Annotated in this window: 19 protein-coding genes and 1 pseudogene; all 20 read right to left on the bottom strand. The window is 38.0% G+C overall.

Translation table 11 applies throughout. The features are described 5' to 3' along the window. Positions 1-15 precede the first annotated feature (15 nt). The 20 genes and pseudogenes from ABM313_RS08180 to rfbC (ABM313_RS08085) all read right to left on the bottom strand — a co-directional run bounded on the left by ABM313_RS08180 (position 16) and on the right by rfbC (ABM313_RS08085) (position 17,677). Complete coding sequence (locus ABM313_RS08180) at positions 16-936, bottom strand: class I SAM-dependent methyltransferase (RefSeq protein WP_434687165.1); 921 nt, start codon at positions 934-936, stop codon at positions 16-18. A 166-nt stretch (positions 937-1,102) separates the two neighbouring features. Continuing rightward, positions 1,103-1,855: an ABC transporter ATP-binding protein gene (locus ABM313_RS08175; protein WP_190575449.1), complete on the bottom strand. Its 753-nt coding sequence runs from the start codon at positions 1,853-1,855 to the stop codon at positions 1,103-1,105. 103 nt (positions 1,856-1,958) lie between these two features. Further along, entirely contained in the window at positions 1,959-2,327 is a 369-nt protein-coding gene (locus ABM313_RS08170) for an EamA family transporter (protein ID WP_190575448.1), read from the bottom strand. A 71-nt stretch (positions 2,328-2,398) separates the two neighbouring features. Then, entirely contained in the window at positions 2,399-3,202 is an 804-nt protein-coding gene (locus tag ABM313_RS08165) for an ABC transporter permease (RefSeq protein ID WP_434688418.1), read from the bottom strand. Between the two features lie 225 nt (positions 3,203-3,427). Then, positions 3,428-5,104, bottom strand: coding sequence for a glycosyltransferase (locus ABM313_RS08160; RefSeq protein ID WP_434687163.1), 1,677 nt, complete (start codon positions 5,102-5,104; stop codon positions 3,428-3,430). After that, a pseudogene (locus ABM313_RS08155) lies at positions 5,104-5,354 on the bottom strand (CmcI family methyltransferase); the annotation flags it as partial. The gene ABM313_RS08160 and the pseudogene ABM313_RS08155, both read right to left, overlap by 1 nt. 57 nt (positions 5,355-5,411) lie before the next feature. After that, positions 5,412-6,182 (bottom strand): cephalosporin hydroxylase family protein, encoded by a 771-nt coding sequence (locus tag ABM313_RS08150; RefSeq protein WP_434687161.1) that lies wholly within the window; start codon positions 6,180-6,182, stop codon positions 5,412-5,414. Next, entirely contained in the window at positions 6,154-6,891 is a 738-nt protein-coding gene (locus ABM313_RS08145; protein ID WP_434687159.1) for a WbqC family protein, read from the bottom strand. The genes ABM313_RS08150 and ABM313_RS08145 overlap by 29 nt, the downstream gene beginning before the upstream one ends. 16 nt (positions 6,892-6,907) lie before the next feature. Further along, positions 6,908-7,879, bottom strand: a complete 972-nt coding sequence (locus ABM313_RS08140) for a hypothetical protein (RefSeq protein WP_434687157.1) — start codon at positions 7,877-7,879, stop codon at positions 6,908-6,910. Between the two features lie 7 nt (positions 7,880-7,886). Further along, a complete protein-coding gene (locus tag ABM313_RS08135) occupies positions 7,887-8,549 on the bottom strand; it encodes an acetyltransferase (protein WP_434687155.1) in 663 nt (220 codons plus the stop codon). A gap of 12 nt (positions 8,550-8,561) precedes the next feature. After that, on the bottom strand, positions 8,562-9,194 hold the full coding sequence (locus tag ABM313_RS08130) for a class I SAM-dependent methyltransferase (protein ID WP_434687153.1): 633 nt from the start codon (positions 9,192-9,194) through the stop codon (positions 8,562-8,564). A gap of 21 nt (positions 9,195-9,215) precedes the next feature. Continuing rightward, positions 9,216-10,319: a DegT/DnrJ/EryC1/StrS family aminotransferase gene (locus tag ABM313_RS08125; RefSeq protein WP_434687151.1), complete on the bottom strand. Its 1,104-nt coding sequence runs from the start codon at positions 10,317-10,319 to the stop codon at positions 9,216-9,218. A gap of 27 nt (positions 10,320-10,346) precedes the next feature. Then, positions 10,347-10,886: a dTDP-4-dehydrorhamnose 3,5-epimerase gene (gene rfbC, locus ABM313_RS08120; protein WP_434687150.1), complete on the bottom strand. Its 540-nt coding sequence runs from the start codon at positions 10,884-10,886 to the stop codon at positions 10,347-10,349. Continuing rightward, on the bottom strand, positions 10,883-12,118 hold the full coding sequence (locus ABM313_RS08115; protein ID WP_434687148.1) for a methyltransferase domain-containing protein: 1,236 nt from the start codon (positions 12,116-12,118) through the stop codon (positions 10,883-10,885). Before ABM313_RS08115 ends, rfbC (ABM313_RS08120) begins: the two co-directional genes overlap by 4 nt. A 39-nt stretch (positions 12,119-12,157) precedes the next feature. Next, positions 12,158-13,225: a CDP-glucose 4,6-dehydratase gene (gene rfbG, locus ABM313_RS08110; protein ID WP_434688416.1), complete on the bottom strand. Its 1,068-nt coding sequence runs from the start codon at positions 13,223-13,225 to the stop codon at positions 12,158-12,160. Then, positions 13,225-13,992, bottom strand: coding sequence for a glucose-1-phosphate cytidylyltransferase (gene rfbF, locus ABM313_RS08105; RefSeq protein WP_434687146.1), 768 nt, complete (start codon positions 13,990-13,992; stop codon positions 13,225-13,227). Before rfbF ends, rfbG begins: the two co-directional genes overlap by 1 nt. A 140-nt stretch (positions 13,993-14,132) precedes the next feature. Then, positions 14,133-15,206, bottom strand: a complete 1,074-nt coding sequence (locus ABM313_RS08100) for a glucose-1-phosphate thymidylyltransferase (protein WP_434687145.1) — start codon at positions 15,204-15,206, stop codon at positions 14,133-14,135. A gap of 43 nt (positions 15,207-15,249) precedes the next feature. Further along, positions 15,250-16,119, bottom strand: coding sequence for a dTDP-4-dehydrorhamnose reductase (gene rfbD, locus ABM313_RS08095; protein WP_434687143.1), 870 nt, complete (start codon positions 16,117-16,119; stop codon positions 15,250-15,252). Then, positions 16,116-17,135 carry a dTDP-glucose 4,6-dehydratase gene (gene rfbB / locus ABM313_RS08090; RefSeq protein WP_434687141.1) on the bottom strand — a complete coding sequence of 340 codons (1,020 nt, stop codon included), beginning with the start codon at positions 17,133-17,135 and terminating at the stop codon, positions 16,116-16,118. Before rfbB ends, rfbD begins: the two co-directional genes overlap by 4 nt. Continuing rightward, a complete protein-coding gene (gene rfbC / locus ABM313_RS08085) occupies positions 17,132-17,677 on the bottom strand; it encodes a dTDP-4-dehydrorhamnose 3,5-epimerase (protein ID WP_434687140.1) in 546 nt (181 codons plus the stop codon). The genes rfbB and rfbC (ABM313_RS08085) overlap by 4 nt, the downstream gene beginning before the upstream one ends. Between the last annotated feature and the right edge of the window lie 62 nt (positions 17,678-17,739).

The raw sequence follows: 17,739 nt of genomic DNA, 5'->3' as shown, positions 1-17,739 counted from the left end.
CTTTATCAAGTGATACTAATGATTAATACTTTTTTCTGCTAATACGTGATAACCAAAACAAAGTAACTCTTCAGAATTATTTGGTTCCTGATTAATAATCTCTAAAAGAGATAATGATTGATAAATTGTGTTATGCTCTAGTTCAGAAAAATTATAATTGGCATATCGCTGAGCTACATAACTTATACGTCTTAACTCCTGTGCTACATACTCAAAGAAGTTTCCGTTGGTTTCAATCTCAAGTATCTCAAAACCATATTTTCTCAAGTTTGTCTCATAAAAATATTTGTTAAATCCTGAATAAAAATGATACGGAGAAAAATGAGTCAAGCTGCAAAATGGAGCTGTTAAAATTAGTTTTCCACCTAAAACAAGCAGACGCTCAAACTCTTTTAAAGCGCCTAATGGATCAGGGAGATGCTCAAAAACCTCTGAACACAAAATAACATCAAAAGATTGATCTGGTTCAGGGATAGCGACTATGTCACTAATGATATCAATATTACTTTGATCCCAATTCCCCATCTGTAATCCTTTGAGATCTCCCTGTCCATGATAGCTATCAAAGTCTTGACCAACATAGTTTAAATGTTGGCAGAATTTTCGATGTTGTTGTTCCCCACATCCAGCATCTAGTATCCTTAATCCTGCGGGTAATGCTCTAAGTTGTTGCTCAATCCACTGATTGCGAGGTTGCTCGTTTATAGTGCCTATTTGAATAGGTTTAGGAATATCACGAGCTTCTAAGTTGGTGATTACTGGGTAATCAAAGACTTTTGTAGCTTCACCAAGTTGATTAGACTCTGATTTTAAGAACCTTTTAAATTTAACCCAAATATTTCTCAACTTCCAGAACTTACTGCTTTCCATAGCCGCAATTCTTTGTTGAGCTGCTTCTAGTTGTTGTATCAGTTCTATTTGTTTTGATTGCGTCATAAATACTTAGTTAAATGTTTGATGCAAAACATTAGGTTGAATTATAAATATATATTAGTTAACCTAATTTATTTTAGTATTAACCGATCAAATCCACTAAATTAATTTAGATAAGAAATTTATGGTTTGTATTTATCGCAATAAAATATTTGAAGAGTGGCAATCATTAAACAATCAATTCAGTGTGGTTAACAGTACTAAGATATGACTCAACCACTTTATCTGCATCTCCAGTTAATTCTATTGTGCCTTTATTCATCCAAATTGCTTTAGTACAAGATTCACGAATAAACTCCATAGAATGAGAAACAACTAAGATAGTCACATGAGAATCCCAAAACTTATCTAAACGTTTTTTACATTTGTTTTTAAAACTCTCATCTCCTACAGACAGAACTTCATCCAGTATGAGTATGTCTGGCTGAACATCTGTAGCGATCGCAAATGCTAACCTAGCCACCATACCTGATGATAAACCTTTAACTGGGACATACTCGTATTCTTCTAACTCTGCAAACTCAAGTATTGATTTTGTTCTTTCTGCCATTTCTGCTCTAGAAAAGCCCAGAAGCACACCGTACAAGAGAATATTTTGTTTGACCGAAATTTCTGCATCAAAGCCAGCACCCAATTCAATTAAGGGTGCGATGTTTCCCCGCACCCTAACAGTGCCAATTTTGGGTTCTAAAATGCCAGAAATCACTTTTAGTAACGTGGATTTACCTGCACCGTTACCACCAATAATTCCGATTTTTTCACCCTTTTCTACCACAAAGTCAATTTTATCAAGTACTAGCTTTCTCTCGGGATGACGATATTTGCCTTCTACTATAGATAGTATAGTTTTCTTGAGATCGTAGGAAAACTCTTCTTGAGTTCTGCGCCACAAACTAACTTGATCTAGCCGAATAACTTCCATCTATCGTAAATCCATGATTTTCGATTGTGAACCTTGAAAATGTAACGTGAAGATCATAATATCAAAGAATATACAGTTTGAGAAATTTTTTGCAATTACAAAGCTATTTTTTCCAGACTACTAGTATTACTCCAAGCATAATAAAGCTCAAACCAAATAGACGACTAGGAGGTATTGATTCTTTGAAGAAGAAGTACCCAAGCATTACAGAAAAAACATAGATAAGTGAGCCAGAGGGTGCAGCTATACTAAGATTAACTCTAGTAAGAAGGAGAATATAGGTCAAAGCCCCCAGCCCATAGAATGCTAACCCTCCAATTAATTCAGGTATTGTAATAATACTGAGGATATGACCAAGAGCATTGCTAGCACTAACTTTCCCCAATTTTATTGCGCCTAATTTCAAGAAAAACTGCCCCCCCACACTCGCCAAAACTGACATAAGCAGCAAACTAAACTCTTGTGGTGTCAACGCTTTATATACTCTAAATGAATAAATGGACGAATTTTAGGGCATCAACTTAAGATTCAAATATTCCCTATCTAAAGTAAATCCATAAACTGAGATCGAGATCGCTGAAAGTACAAGAAGCCCAGTCCTGCAAAAATCATACCACTTAAGAGTGCGGTCAAGATCAGGGTGAAATCTGGCAGATTGCCAGAGAGCGTTATTTGACGAAAGCTCTCAATAATTGGAGATAAGGGATTTAAATTCACAAATGGCTGTACAGATTTTGGCACAATTTCGGCGGGATAAAATACAGGACTACTAATCCAGAGCATAAAGACTAATAGTTCATAAAAATAGGGCAAGTCTCTGTAAAAGACATACAAGGCACTTACAAAAAATCCTACCCCAATACAAAATAATACCAATGCAATGAATGGTAAAAATATAGCAAAAACATTAATCAAGCTTTTTGATTTGATTAATGCAACGATCGCCAGTAGAAGAAAAGGTCCCAGCACAAACTGAAAAATATTGGCGGCGATCATAGAAACGGGAAAAACGCTTACAGGTAAACGAATTTTATTTAGCAAACTACCATTGCCAACAACACTCACTAGAGCCTGTGATGTAGAAGAAGAGAAGAAATTGATTACTACTAAACCTGTGAAAGCAGCTAAGATATAGTTCCAAATTGAACCATAATATTTAGAAAATGCACTGCCAAAGATGGCTGAATATAAGGCAGTCATGATTAAAGGGTTGAATAATGACCAATATATTCCCAAGACTGAGCCTCGATAACGCACATTGACGTTTCGACTGACTAAAACATGAAGTATTTCCCAAAAATGCCTTAATTCAGGGCTAATATACTTATTAACTAATGACAGATTCATTGACGGTCGAGACCTCATAATATTGAAAAGATAGTCTAACGTATGCACTATGCTAATAGTGTTTTACCATTAATGTGTGTTTATTGACTCAGGATACTAGCTTACAATGCTCTTCAATTAAATATTGAGATCACTTTCAGGCATTGATTTCAATTAAAACTTAATTCCTCATCAGTCTATCCAAAATATTTGAAATGTTTATCATTATCAATCCAAACATTTTTATCAAAGTACCCACTTATCTTTCTTGACAAAGATGGTATTGATATATGTGTCGGCATAAACCATGTACCCTTTACTCTCTAAAAACTGAATAATATGTATATCTTTCACTCCGTTACCAGTTTCGGAAAAGGAAATAGTTTCAACACAAATTATCAATGGAGAACTCTGTTCATAATTTATAGATTGTAGAATTTTTAGGTCAAGTCCCTCTACATCTAAAGACAAGAAATCTGGAAAGATTCCTTTGCAATAGTCCTGTATGATATTTGAAATCACGTCTACTTTAGTTCTTGAGATCGAAACTATTTGATGATTATTTTCTCGTGTGCAATTTTCTGCTTCTTCTTTAGAAAATGTATTTAACGTGGGAGTTGAGATGATATAAAAATCTCTTTCTCCTTGCACATCATCAACCCCAACGTTTAGGTTAATATCTTCTGAACGCGCTAATTTAAAACTTTCAAACAAAGTAGGATCAGGCTCTATGTTTACACCTCTACTACCGTTTTTATAAAACAAAGCTGTATTGCTAAGATACTCTGGATGATAAGCCCCAACGTCAATGTAGGAAGGTGTTGAGATTCTAATAGCATCAAAAATAAACTTAACAATTAAATCTTCGCCTGATTGAGAGTAAGATATTCTAGCGTAGTTCTCCTCTTCTTTGACAGAGTCGTTTTTAGCTCTATTAGTAAGGTGGTTGTTGCGTAATTTAACCTTTTCAGACTTTATCGAACGAAGCTTTTTTGCCACCCAAACTAAATTAGAATCAAGTGTTATTAAAAATTCAACAGCAAAAAATTTAAACCTATTAAAAACGTTGATATTTTTATATTTCTTTTCATGCCAAAGAAATAATCGAAAAGTAGTGATTAGAACCTTCCGTACAAGCTTAACTTTATCTTTTAATCCAATAGAGCTTGCAAAAACTGATTTAATTTGTTGCATAACATATGGACTGTACACAAGCATTCTATCTGATTTTGGATCAACAGCTTTAATAACATACTCCGTATTATCTATTCCAGCTGTATAAAGCGCTTTGTCCAGACTGTTTAAAACTTCAACTTGTCCGTTGAGTAAAATTTTAGTTAATAAGAAGCAATCAGAAAAATCAAAGCAAAGATTATCATAATTCTGCATTAATGATTCTTTAAGATACAGCCCATAAAACATACTGGGTGTAGGTAAATCTAGAAATGAATTCACATTTTCTACCTTTGAGTTGCTCTTAGAGATGTTCGGTAAAACTATTTCTTCAGTAAGATTGCTTTTTCTGTACAAAAGCCTCATTTTGGGGACAACAAGTGTTGTGTGTTCATCAAAACTAGCTAAACATACTTCAATAAATTCAGGTTCCCACTCATCATCATCGGCAGCCCACATAAAATATTTGCCAACAGACTGCTTAAGCACGAATAAAAAATTAGCTCCTGCTCCTTTATTCTCTAGTTGCCGAAAATAAAAAATACGATTATCCTTTGATTGAAATTCTTTAACTACCATTTCCACATTTGGATCTATAGAGCAGTTATCGGACACAATAATCTCAATATTTCGATAAGTCTGTTGAGTAATACATTCCAACGTTCTTCTCAGACCATCCGAACGATTATAAGTCGGAATACCAACACTGACTAAAGGCTTTTTTCCTATCCCATCTATGTTATGCATCATTATTTCACTCTCTTCAAATAACCATCTGGAGCAACAGTAATCAACAACTTGTTTTGAATACTTTGATCAATTTCAAACTCTGGATGAGACTTCAGGTATTCCCATACTGCTGTTTTAGGATTGTTTCCTATCCCCCAAGGGCGATCGCTAAACATATCATTGGGTAAGTCTTCGATCAAGGTGTCAAACATCATGAATAACTGTCCGCAGAGGTTAATGGTGCATGAGCTTCTAGTTCAGCAATGATATGATTGCGATTATGATCTAGATATACAAAAATTTTAGTTGAATTTTTGCAATATTTTAATTATTGTTGAACTCGCTTTAGATAACCATCTGGGCTTGATGTGATTTGAAGCTTTCCTGACACAATCTTATCAACTTGAAAGTTTTTATTAGATGAAAGAAATTCTTTGGATGCAGTCAATGGATTATTTCCAATACCCCATTCTCTATTATGACAAAGATCTTCTACAGCATATTCTATACCTGTATCATGGACTATTATATAACTACCACACGACACAAGAGGTGAGTATTGCTCTAGTTCTGCTTTAACATGATTGTGAGTATGATTCGAGTCTAAAATCACTAATACCTTATCCTCTGGCTGGAGAAATTTGCTAACTGCATCAAGTGTTTGAGCGCTAACCGATGAACCTTCAACAAGTTGAATCATTGGGGATAATGGATGCGAGATAATTGCGTCTCTATTGTGTTTGCGTATATCAATGTCGATCCCAATACAGCGACGCTTTGACTCTGCAATTGTGGCTCCACCGTTTTCACACAAATCAAGCAAAACTAATTGCGAAGCATTAAAAATAAGAGAGCCACCTCGAGCAACTCCAGTTTCGATAATTACTGTAGGCTTTACCATCCATATAATTTCTTGAGTTACAACAATATCAGCAGGCAACTGAATAATCGGTAAGCCCATCCAACGCCAGTTATAAACATATTTGTGAGGGGCTGTTTTATTAATCCACTCTTGGGATACATTTCTAACTTCAGGATCAGATGATAGTTTTTTAATATTCTCTATCGATTCAAGCTCGAAGTTCTTCAGGTCGCTCATGCGCTTTTCTCCAATTTATTGAGGTTGAATTTAGGGTGTTCACAGACTCTAGACCTAAGTGAGCAATTGCATCTAATGCCGTTACATAAGGTGTGAACTGACCAAAAACTTGATTGTAACCTAATATAGAATACTTCATATATCGTACCTCTATCCCACTTGATTCAAAGAGGTCATGATCGAGATATTTAAGCGCACCGTGACCAGTTAAATAAATATTTCCTCCTAAGCTTTTGGTGATGTCATGTAATCGCTTAGAACTAGAACCACCAATACCTAAAGAGTCAGAATCAAGAAATTCAACAGATTTATCGACCTGAAAATAAGAAGCCAATGCTTGTACTGAAGCTTTTCCTAAATCACTAAGCAGTTCATGCTTTTCTGAATGAACTTGGTCAAAAATAGCAATGGCATCATCAATAAATTTGGTCTTACGGTAAGAATTTATCAGGATAGATCTGTGACTCTCAATCCAATCTGATTCATAACTAATATATGACTTGTTGATTAATTGATTTTGATGTTTTTTTTGTAATGGGACGGTGATTAGGGTTGTTCCTTGTGACGTTTTCACTTGAACTCGATTATAAAATCCTCGTGACAACTGGACATCATTGTAGTGAACAAAAACATTAGCAAGACGTATTTGATCTATTAATCCGCACCATGGAAAATACATCGACTGAGAAATAACTACAGTCTTGTCCATATCGCATTTTTACCATTTAAAAGTCTATAATATCCAATTTTCGATCTGCTACAGCATAACCAATTCCGCCTCTACCTACTCCATTACCAGAATAAAACATGTAAGTTTTATCACCATAATTATAAATAGCGGGGTAGCAAATCATCTCTGAATCCCATCCATTTGCAGACTTCTCAATTCCAACTTCAGAATCTCTCCTTTCCCAAGTAATACCATCTTCTGAAGTTGCAACGCCTATAGTGTAATGCTTATTTATTGGGGATTCACTACCACGATATGGATAGTACATCAAATATAAACCTTGAATGCTAACAACCCAAGGAGCAGATACTACTTCATTAGCAAAACAGTATGGTATTACAGGCTTTGTCGAATGATTTGTCCAGTGAATTCCATCATCAGAAGTAGAGTGAAAAACCGTATAAATTGGTTCCCAACCATGAGGCATTTCTTTCCAGTCAGTTCCAGAGCAGTACCACATTCTATAATCATTTGTGTTACTTTTTATGACAAACGGACCACCTACTAAAAAAGGGTGACTTATGTCTTGGGCTAATATAGGTCCTGAAAATACCTTTTCGAGAATGTCTCCATCCTCTTTTATAGAAGCAACTCCTATCGAAAGTTCAAATGGGATACCATACCTCCGTCTCTTCCAGCCTGTGTAATAGATATAATCTTTATCACTTGCATTTTTATTTCTGACTATTGATGCAAGTGTAATTCCAGAGTCATCAAACAATCCAGGGTTTCCTATTTTTAATAATGAATGTTCACAAATCCCAATGATTTCCTTGGGGTTTTCTGGATTTACGTCAATATATGTTGGGTGCATCATATCATTGATACATCTCGAAGAGAAAAATAGTCTTAGAACACCATTTTTTCGGAGATAGGGAATGACTCGCATCGCGTGCGATTTAAAAAAATCGCCATTTTCTCTGCTAAAAATTTTTCCCTGTTTTTCCCACTTTGGTAGCTTTAGCATAAATTTCTTATATTAAGTCACGATCAATAACTTTAGATTGAGTAGCCACAGGAGAAAATATGCTTCTTCGCTCGCATGATCTAGTAACAATTGCACCTGCACCCACAACAGACTTTTCACCAATTGAAACTCCATCATGCAAGCAACAATTAACTCCTAAGAAAGAATTAGCTCCTATCCTACACTTTCCAGAGATTACTGCATGAGAGGCAATGAACACGTTATCTTCAATGATAGAGTGATGACCCAAGTGATTCCCAGACCACATGGTTACGTTATTGCTAACCACTGTAAATGGTTGTAAAACATTATTTTCTAGTATAAAACAGTTCTCACCAATATTATGAGTCAAAACAGTTGCCCGACTACTAATATAGGAAGCACAGGTGTATCCAGCAGCCTTGATTTGCTCATAACGATTTTGCCTGACAGAATTCGTTTTTCTATAACCTATTGCTACAAAGAAGTGAACATCATTACTAGAAAAATTTCTACAGGCATCATCCCAGTTCATCACAGGAAGTCCCATCAGTAGCGTTTTATCGCTAACAAAATCAGCACTATCAACAAATCCAATCAGATCATATGAAGAATCATTACTGAAGTAATATCCTGCAATTTCTCCTAGTGTTCCAGTTCCAAATATGAGTAGTTTCATTTTTTGAGTCATTATGCACCTTTTTTAATTTGGCTTTTTATAGAGGTAGACAGTGTACTCATACCAAAGTTGATAGGCACAATCGATCCGAACATGTGGTGTTAGCTCAGACATACACCATGCCATCAACTCTGCTGGGTTTCGATAGTAAAGGTTGTCACTTTGAAAATTAACAAATGTAGTCATTAGATTGAAAGCAACGCCGCAATTACAAATCTCAAATAGCTTCCTAATTAGTCTTTGAGCAAATTGGTTCATCTCTAATATGGAAGTATCTAACTTCTGTGTCAATATCCCGTTGCACACTACATAGTCATATCTGCCAACTTCAACCTCAAGAATATCACCATGAATAAATTGGTGATTCGGATGATTTGTTTTTGCTACTTCTAGCATTTCTTTAACCACTTCTATGCCTGTGTAGTCGACGGAAAGCTCTTGCTTCTTGAGAATATCAGCTAAGGCTCCATAGCCACAACCAACATCTAGAAGTGAGATATTATTTTCTCCTGTATTGTTGATAACTTCAAGCATTTTAGATTGACGCAGTAGAGATGCCCATTCTTTTTCTCCCCAATCTACACCTTTACTTGTTGCTCCATGAAGTAGAAATGTTTCACGATAGTGATTATGCAAAGTTTTGGTTACTTGTTCCATATCTGACATTTACCTTATAAATTAACTGATTGTTTTACGGATAACGTCCACAACCCTCTCGATATCATCGTTTAAATCATGATAGCTAGGTAAGTTAATCGATCTAGTTGGAATATTCCATGAATTAACATTTACTTCCTGATCCTCAAAAATGGGCAAACTCGATAAAGGATGAAAGAAAACTCTTGCATCTATATTTTCTGATTTAAAAAGAGATTGTAACTGTTCGCGAGTAACACCAGTTTGTTTATCAAACACAACTGTCGGCATCCATCCCCCAATGATAGTTCCCTCTGGCTCAGGATTCATTGATACACCATCAAGACACTCAAGATAATCTTTATAAAATTTTAGGATCTCGCGTTTTCGGTTGACTAGCTCATCAATTCGCTGCATTTGACCATAGCCGATCGCTGCTTGAATGTTAGACATTTTATACTTAAAGCCAACCATATCTGCCCAAAATTGTTTGGTTTGATCTCTAGCACGCCCATGATTGGAGAGTGTAAGTACAGTTTCATAGAGGTCAGCATCATTGGTAACAAACATCCCACCTTCGCCAGTAGTAAGCGTTTTTGTACCATGAAACGAAAAACTACCAAACTTACCCATGCTGCCAGCCCGTTTACCATGATAGACAGAGCCGATCGCTTCAGCCGCATCCTCAATGACGGGAATGTCATACTTTTCACCGATCGCCAGCAACCGATTCATATCACATAAATTGCCATATAAATGAACCGCTACAATTGCCTTGGTTCGGGGCGTAATTGCTGCTTCCGCTAAATCTGGATCGATGCACCAACTATCGGGCAATATATCCACAAATATCGGTTTTGCGCCCAAATGTACTATTGGAGCAGCTGTTGCAATCCAGTTGGTATCAGCCATGATCACCTCATCACCTACACCAATCCCTAGCGCCGCCATCCCCATGTGCAACGCACCTGTACAGCTTGAAGTAGCGATCGCATATTGCACACCTAAGTGTGATTTAAAAGCTTCTTCAAAAAGATGTATGTATTCGTAACAGCGATCGCCCCAACCATTTCGGGCAGCATCAGTGGCATACTCGACTTCTAGCTCCGTGATAGAGGGTTTAGTGTAATAAATTCGCGGTTTCACTTATGTTTTTTTGGTTGAGAATAAATCTTAGCTATTAAAGCTGTACAGGGAATAGCTCAAATCTTTTACGGAAATAATCGGTTGACTCGTAATACGCCATTGAATGGCAAAGGCTGGATCATCCCATCTAATGCCTTTAGAGGCATCTGAATGATAAAAATCAGACATTTGATAAAAGATCTCAGTGTTATCTTCTAAAGTTAAAAATCCATGGGCAAATCCCTCAGGAATATATAGCATTTTACGATTATCTGCACCTAGCTCAACTGCAAACCATTGCTTAAAAGTAGATGAAGTGTCTCGAATATCAATGATTACATCATAGATTGAGCCTCTAGTACATCTAACTAATTTTGCTTCTTCGTAGGGTTTTGCTTGATAGTGCATTCCGCGCAAAGTGCCTTGCTTAGTATTAAAAGAAATATTGCACTGCACTAAGTTAGGGTTTAAACCGCGATCGCTAAATTCTTGCTGACACCAAGATCGTGCAAAAAAACCTCGATTATCAGAGATTGGCTCGATTTCGATAACATAAGCTCCTTTGAGCTTAGTTTCTATAAACTTCATTCCAATACCTCTACTTCTGGGATTGGCACGATAAACTTGCCACCCCACTCACGAATATAAGATAGTTGAGAGCAAATCTCATCCTTGAGATTCCAAGGCAAGATGAATACATAATCGGGTTTTGTCTCTGCGATCTTATCAGGAGAGTAGATCGGAATATGAGTTCCTGGCAAGAATAATCCTTGTTTATGGGGACTGCGATCGCAAGTATAGTCAAGTAAATCTGTACGAATACCACAATAATTCAGCAGAGTATTGCCCTTGGCTGGAGCGCCATAACCAACAATAGTTTTACCATTGTTTTTGAGTTCAATTAGAAAGCTGAGTAACTTGCGTTTAGTACACATTACTTGATTACTAAACTGAAGATAAGTATCAACTTTGTCTAGTCCAGCTTGATGCTCTTTTTCTTTTATTAATCTAACGCGATCGCTAACTATAAATTTTTGATTATGTTCATGCATACCATATATACGCAATGAGCCACCGTGAGTAGATAGCTCTTCGACATCAAATAAAGTTATCCCATGACAAGCAAATATTTTTTCTACAGTGGTAAAACACAAATAGGAAAAATGTTCATGGTAAATAGTATCAAACTGATTTTGGTTAATTAATTGCCATAAATGAGGAAACTCCATGGTCAAGACCCCCTCAGGCTTCAAAATGATCTTCATTCCTGCTACAAAATCATTAATGTCAGGAACATGAGCTAAGACATTATTTCCTAGTAATAAATCAGAGGATTTGCCAAGATCAAATAATTCTTGTGCAGTTTGCATCCCAAAAAATTTAACCAGCGTAGGGATACCCTTAGACTCCGCAACCTGAGCAACATTGGCGGCTGGTTCAATCCCTAAGACAGGGATATTTTGTTCTTGAAAAAACTGTAAAAGATAACCGTCATTACTAGCTATTTCAATGACTAGACTAGATTTATTAAGGCGAAATCTGTCAATCATCAAATCAGTGTACTTTTTAGCATGATTCAACCAGCTATCTGAATAGGAAGAAAAATAAGCATAATCACTAAAAATATGATCAGGGGGTTCAAATTCCTCCAGCTGTACTAATAGACATTGCTCACAGACGTAAGTATGAAGAGGGTAAAACTTCTCTGCTTGGTTTAACTGATCTAATTTTAAATAGGAGTTAGATAAAGGCGACATACCTAAATCGACAAATGTATGTTGTAAACCAGCTTTGCAAAATCGACATTTTCCTTGGGTCATAACTATTTAATATTTTTTGAAATTTGGATTTCCTTAAAATTATTTAAGGATAAATTGATTAATTTGATGAGCAGTAATATCTCTCATATTTGCTCCAGACTGCAAAGATTTTGTCCAGTCAATAACCCAAGCCAAAGCAGTTTTTACATCTAACTTTGGTTGCCATTTTAATTGACTACGTGCTTTAGAGCAATCTAATTTCAAATAGTTAGCCTCATGGGGCTGTAATGAAGTTTCCTGAACCCAATCTGCTTCCTTACTCCACAGATTTGCCATCTGCTCAACAATCCAGCCAACAGTCTGAGCATCAGATTCATTAGGACCAAAATTCCAAGCACCTCCGTAACCTACGCCATCACTATATAGATGCTCTGCTAAGGTAAGGTAGCCAGATAAAGGTTCAAGCACATGTTGCCAAGGACGAACTGCATGAGGATAGCGGATAACTACTTTCTGTCCAGTCTGCCAAGCCTTGAGAATGTCAGGAATCAAGCGATCGCTTGCCCAATCACCGCCACCAATGACATTACCTGCGCGAGCGGTGGCAATGCCGACTCCATGTTGTGAGTAGTCTTTAGGATGGAAGAAAGAATTATGATAAGCCGATGTTACCAATTCAGAGCAGCCTTTACTGTTGCTGTAAGGGTCATAACCTCCTAGCGCATCATGCTCACGATATCCCCAAACCCATTCCCGATTTTCATAACATTTATCTGAAGTTACATTAACTAGAGCTTTTACACATCCAACTTGGCGTAATGCTTCTAGCACATTTACTGTACCCATAACATTAACAGCATAGGTTTCAGCAGGATTTTTGTAAGATTCACGGACTAACGCTTGGGCTGCCATGTGAATTACAATTTCAGGCTGATGTTTTTTGATTGTTTTGACAAGATGATCTAAATCTCGAATATCGCCAACTACCGAAGTCATGCGATCGCTGACCTGAGCTAAATCAAATAAACAAGGCTGTGTATGGGGCGGCAAACTATAGCCAATTACCTTAGCTCCTAAAATCTGTAGCCAAATTGAAAGCCAACTACCTTTAAAACCAGTATGCCCCGTCACTAAAACTTTTTTATTTTGCCAAAACTCTAAATTCATCACCATACTTTCCAAGGAGCGCTAGCAGTTTCCCATAAACTTTCCAAATAATTTTTATCTCTAAGCGTATCCATTGCTTGCCAAAAACCATAGTGATTAAAAGCAGATAATTCCTGTTTATGGGCAATCATTGGTAAAGTCTGTGACTCCCAACTAGTTTGATCACTTTCTAATAAATCAAATACTTCTGGTTCCAAAACAAAATAACCTCCATTAATCCATCCACCATCCCCTTGAGGTTTCTCTTGAAAATTTAAGACTAAGCCTTGCTCTATATTAATATTCCCATAGCGTCCAGGGGGCTGAACTGCTGTAACTGTAGCTAGATGTTTCTGCTTATGATGAAAAGAAATCAATTCTTTGATGTTGACATTACTTACCCCATCACCATAGGTAAAACAGAAAGTTTCACTACCTACATAATTTTTTACTCTTTGGAGCCGTCCCCCCGTTTGAGTAGTTTCACCCGTATCTACTAGGGTTACACGCCAAGGTTCTGCTTTTTTTTGATGCACTTCCATTTGGTTGGACTGCATGTCAAAAGTAATATCAGACATGTGTAAAAAATAATTAGCGAAATATTCCTTAATTACATACCCTTTATAGCCACAACAAATTATGAAATCATGGATTCCGTAGGCTGAATAAGTTTTCATGATGTGCCATAAAATCGGTTTGCCACCAATTTCCACCATTGGCTTTGGTTTGAGGTGGGTTTCTTCACTTAACCGAGTCCCTAAACCACCAGCTAAAATTACGGCTTTCATTTAGATTTTTCCAATTTTTTGCTAATTACGAACTCTGCACTGCTTCCATTTGTTGGTCTAACATATGGCATTTCATTGCTAACAGCAAGAAGTCCGACTAAAAACTATGGATGAGAATACCATTCGCAGAGTCCTCCTTTCTACATAATCTCAAGCTGAGAGTCATCGCCGACAAGAAACCTTAGAGCCTGTGGGCGCTTCGGTGAAACTTTCATTGATACCCTTTGACCAATCACACTATCGACAATGCGTTGATGGATGCCTGTAATTTTGGTGTCGCTGAGGATGACGCTATGTTCAATATCGGTATCGATAATCTTGACGCGATCGCTAATACTGGTATAGGGACCGATATAAGCATGTTCGAGATAGCAGTTTTCGCCGATCACAACAGGACCACGAATTTTACAGCTAATCACTTGGGACCCTTTGCCAATTTCGACGCGACCACTGATATTGCTAACAGCATCGACTTCGCCTAAATTTTTAGATTTGAGTCTGGCATCTAGCACAATTTGATTGGCGGCGAGGATATCGTCTTTTTTGCCTGTATCGAGCCACCAGCCTTCTAGTTCTGAGGCTTCAACTTTTTTATCAGTGTCAATTAGTTTTTGGATCGCATCAGTGATTTCTAGCTCACCTCTAGCGGATGGGGCAATTTGAGCGATTGCCTCATGAATTGTCTTTTTAAAGAAGTACACCCCAACTAAAGCCAGATTTGATTCAGGCTGTTTGGGTTTTTCGACTAGTTTGATCACTTTGCCATCAGCGTCAACAGTTGCCACGCCAAAAGCACTAGGATCAGCGACTTGGCGTAATAAAATCAAAGCATCTAGTTGTTTTTGGTTAAAACTGGTCAAAAAAGTATCTAATTGTGATTCGATTAGATTGTCACCAAGAAACATAATGAAAGAGTCTTCACCAAGAAATGACTGGGCAATCTTAACGGCATGGGCTAAGCCTGCGGGTTTATCTTGCAGAATATAGGTAATATTTGCGCCAAAGCGATCGCCATTACCTGTTTTGCTTTTTACTTCATCGCCAGTTTCTGGACTGATGACGATACCTACATCAGTAATACCTGCGGCGACAATACTTTCGATGCAGTACCAGAGGATTGGTTTATTGGCAACGGGAACGAGTTGTTTTGCCCCTGTATAGGTAAGAGGGCGTAACCTTGTACCTTTGCCACCAGATAGAATTAGAGCTTTCATAGTTTTGAATAGTAAATGCCAGATAAAAAACACTGCGCGTTTTTTATCTGGCTTGAATATATGCTGCAAGCGCTTCTTGCCAAGGGCGCATCTGAAAATCAGTAATTTTGGGCAACTGATCACTAATTAATGCTGAGTTCGTCGGTCTGGTTGCTTTAGTAGGAAAATCCGAAGCAGGAATAGCTTCAATGGGATACTGGATATTAGCAAGACTAAGCGCTGCACTAGCAAATTCATACCATGAACAACTCCCTGAATTAGCTCCATGAATCAGCCCTGTTGCACCTTCTTGTAAAAGTACATCTAGCAATCTAGCTGCATCATGCGTATAGGTAGGCGACATAAATATGTCATTAACTACCTTGATTGGTTCGCTAGCCTTGGCTTTTTTAATCATTGTTTCAACAAAATTACCACCCTTACCACTTGCCCCAGCTTTACCGAAGACACTGGAGATTCGCAAAATTAGTGATCGCGCAGTGGTTTGTTGGACTAGATATTCCCCCGTGAGCTTGGATGTACCGTAGATGTTAATTGGGTTAGGAATATCTGCTTCTGTGTAGGGATGGGGGCGATCGCCATGAAAAACATAATCGGTACTGATGTAAACGCAGAGTGCGCCAACATCACGACAGGTTCGAGCCACATTTAACGCGCCGATCGCATTGACATTAAAAGCTGTGTCCACTTCTTGCTCACAGTCATCGACACGCACATAGGCAGCACTATTGATCACCACATCAAATTTCTGACTGGTTAATACTTGATCAACTATTTCAGCCTGTCTAATGTCAATGTCAGATCGAGTTAGAGCCGTCAGTTGATAGCGCTCGCACAGCAAAAAGTGACTATTAATATCTGAGCCTAACTGCCCATTTGCTCCAATCAGAGCCACTTTAAGAGGTTGACTCATCGGGCATACCATTGGTTGTAATGCTCTTGGAATACTTTCTTATCCTTGACCGCTTGCCACCAGTCCGAATTGTGTTTGTACCAAGCCACGGTTTGAGCCATGCCGCGTTGAAAGTCCCATTGCCGCTGCCAGCCCAGAGATTCGGCTGCACTAGGATCAACAGAATAGCGGTAGTCATGTCCTGGGCGATCGCTAACAGATTGCATCAAGGATTCGGGGCGATCAAGCAAGCCTAAAATAGTTTTAGCAACCTCGATGCCATTGACTTCCATGCGCGCACCAAGGTTATAGGCTCTACCACTTATACCTGTGTGCAGCACTGTGTCAATGCCTGAGCAATGATCTTCCACATAGAGATAATCACGGACAGCAGAACCATCACCATAGATAGGTAAGGATTTTGACTCTAGGGCATTGGTGATGAAAAGAGGAATAATTTTTTCAGGATATTGATACAGCCCATAAGTATTCGAGCCACGAGTAATCACCACATCTAAACCATAGCTAATGCCGTAGGAGAAGACCAAATGCTCGGCTCCTGCTTTGGAAGCAGCATAGGGACTACGCGGTGATAGAGTGTCTGACTCTAGGGAATGGCGATCACTACCGACGAGATCTCCGTAGACTTCATCGGTGGAAACATGAAGAAAGCGTTTGATTTGATGTTTTCTTGCCGCTTCCAATAATAGTAATGTGCCTTCGATATTGGTGCGGATGAAGGGGAGTGGATCTCTCAAACTGCGATCAACATGGCTTTCGGCAGCAAAGTTGAGGATCGCGTCCACACCAGCCACAGCTTTTTCCACATCTTCAGGATTGGCAATATCGCCTTGAATGAAAGTAATCCGATCGCTGACATCTTTCAGATTATCTAAATTTCCTGCATAGGTGAGCTTATCTAAAACTACAATCTCCCATGTGGGGTGGTGATTGAGCGCGTAATGTACATAATTAGAGCCAATAAATCCCGCTCCACCCGTAATCAGTATTTTTTGAAATTTTTCGACTGGACTCATGCAAATAACTCCGCTTCTTTTAATAATTTGCCAACAGCATCTTTAGCCGACACAATTGGTTGTCCTTTGAGTTGCCATGCGATCGCTAACTCAGGATCATTCCACAATAAACAGCGCTCTTCACTGGGAGCGTAGTAATCTGTCGTTTTATAGGCTACTTCGGCAACGTCTGACAATACAGTAAAGCCGTGAGCAAATCCTACAGGAATCCATAGTTGTTGATAGTTTTCTGCACTAAGAATATAACTTACCGATTTACCAAATGTTGGTGAACTATGTCGTAAATCTACGGCAACATCTTGAATTGTTCCTAATAAAGCTCTCACCAATTTGCCTTGAGGCTTACCAATTTGATAATGCAATCCCCGTAACACATTTTTTTGCGATCGCGAATGATTGTCTTGGACAAAGGTGAGATCTAAGCCTGTTTTTTCAACAAAACTTTGATGGTTGTATGACTCATAAAAAAAACCTCGCTCATCACCAAATACCTTAGGTGTAATTAGTAAAACATCAGGAATTGCTGTGATTTCAACTTTCATGCAAATATTGCGTGACATTAACCACAAAATTATGTCTTAAAATTACTAACTTACCGCGCGTC

This window comes from Pseudanabaena minima str. Chao 2107 (assembly GCF_051131155.1).
Lineage (GTDB): Bacteria > Cyanobacteriota > Cyanobacteriia > Pseudanabaenales > Pseudanabaenaceae > Pseudanabaena > Pseudanabaena minima.
This window is presented reverse-complemented; position numbering and strand designations above follow the sequence as displayed.

What these genes read in the sequence shown, in the direction of transcription:
- ABM313_RS08180 (WP_434687165.1), bottom strand. Translation starts at nt 936, where the DNA reads ATGACGCAATCAAAACAAATAGAACTGATACAACAACTAGAAGCAGCT.
- ABM313_RS08175 (WP_190575449.1), bottom strand. Translation starts at nt 1,855, where the DNA reads ATGGAAGTTATTCGGCTAGATCAAGTTAGTTTGTGGCGCAGAACTCAA.
- ABM313_RS08165 (WP_434688418.1), bottom strand. Translation starts at nt 3,202, where the DNA reads ATGAATCTGTCATTAGTTAATAAGTATATTAGCCCTGAATTAAGGCAT.
- ABM313_RS08160 (WP_434687163.1), bottom strand. Translation starts at nt 5,104, where the DNA reads ATGATGCATAACATAGATGGGATAGGAAAAAAGCCTTTAGTCAGTGTT.
- ABM313_RS08150 (WP_434687161.1), bottom strand. Translation starts at nt 6,182, where the DNA reads ATGAGCGACCTGAAGAACTTCGAGCTTGAATCGATAGAGAATATTAAA.
- ABM313_RS08145 (WP_434687159.1), bottom strand. Translation starts at nt 6,891, where the DNA reads ATGGACAAGACTGTAGTTATTTCTCAGTCGATGTATTTTCCATGGTGC.
- ABM313_RS08140 (WP_434687157.1), bottom strand. Translation starts at nt 7,879, where the DNA reads ATGCTAAAGCTACCAAAGTGGGAAAAACAGGGAAAAATTTTTAGCAGA.
- ABM313_RS08135 (WP_434687155.1), bottom strand. Translation starts at nt 8,549, where the DNA reads ATGACTCAAAAAATGAAACTACTCATATTTGGAACTGGAACACTAGGA.
- ABM313_RS08130 (WP_434687153.1), bottom strand. Translation starts at nt 9,194, where the DNA reads ATGGAACAAGTAACCAAAACTTTGCATAATCACTATCGTGAAACATTT.
- rfbC (WP_434687150.1), bottom strand. Translation starts at nt 10,886, where the DNA reads ATGAAGTTTATAGAAACTAAGCTCAAAGGAGCTTATGTTATCGAAATC.
- ABM313_RS08115 (WP_434687148.1), bottom strand. Translation starts at nt 12,118, where the DNA reads ATGACCCAAGGAAAATGTCGATTTTGCAAAGCTGGTTTACAACATACA.
- rfbG (WP_434688416.1), bottom strand. Translation starts at nt 13,225, where the DNA reads ATGAATTTAGAGTTTTGGCAAAATAAAAAAGTTTTAGTGACGGGGCAT.
- rfbF (WP_434687146.1), bottom strand. Translation starts at nt 13,992, where the DNA reads ATGAAAGCCGTAATTTTAGCTGGTGGTTTAGGGACTCGGTTAAGTGAA.
- ABM313_RS08100 (WP_434687145.1), bottom strand. Translation starts at nt 15,206, where the DNA reads ATGAAAGCTCTAATTCTATCTGGTGGCAAAGGTACAAGGTTACGCCCT.
- rfbD (WP_434687143.1), bottom strand. Translation starts at nt 16,119, where the DNA reads ATGAGTCAACCTCTTAAAGTGGCTCTGATTGGAGCAAATGGGCAGTTA.
- rfbB (WP_434687141.1), bottom strand. Translation starts at nt 17,135, where the DNA reads ATGAGTCCAGTCGAAAAATTTCAAAAAATACTGATTACGGGTGGAGCG.
- rfbC (WP_434687140.1), bottom strand. Translation starts at nt 17,677, where the DNA reads ATGAAAGTTGAAATCACAGCAATTCCTGATGTTTTACTAATTACACCT.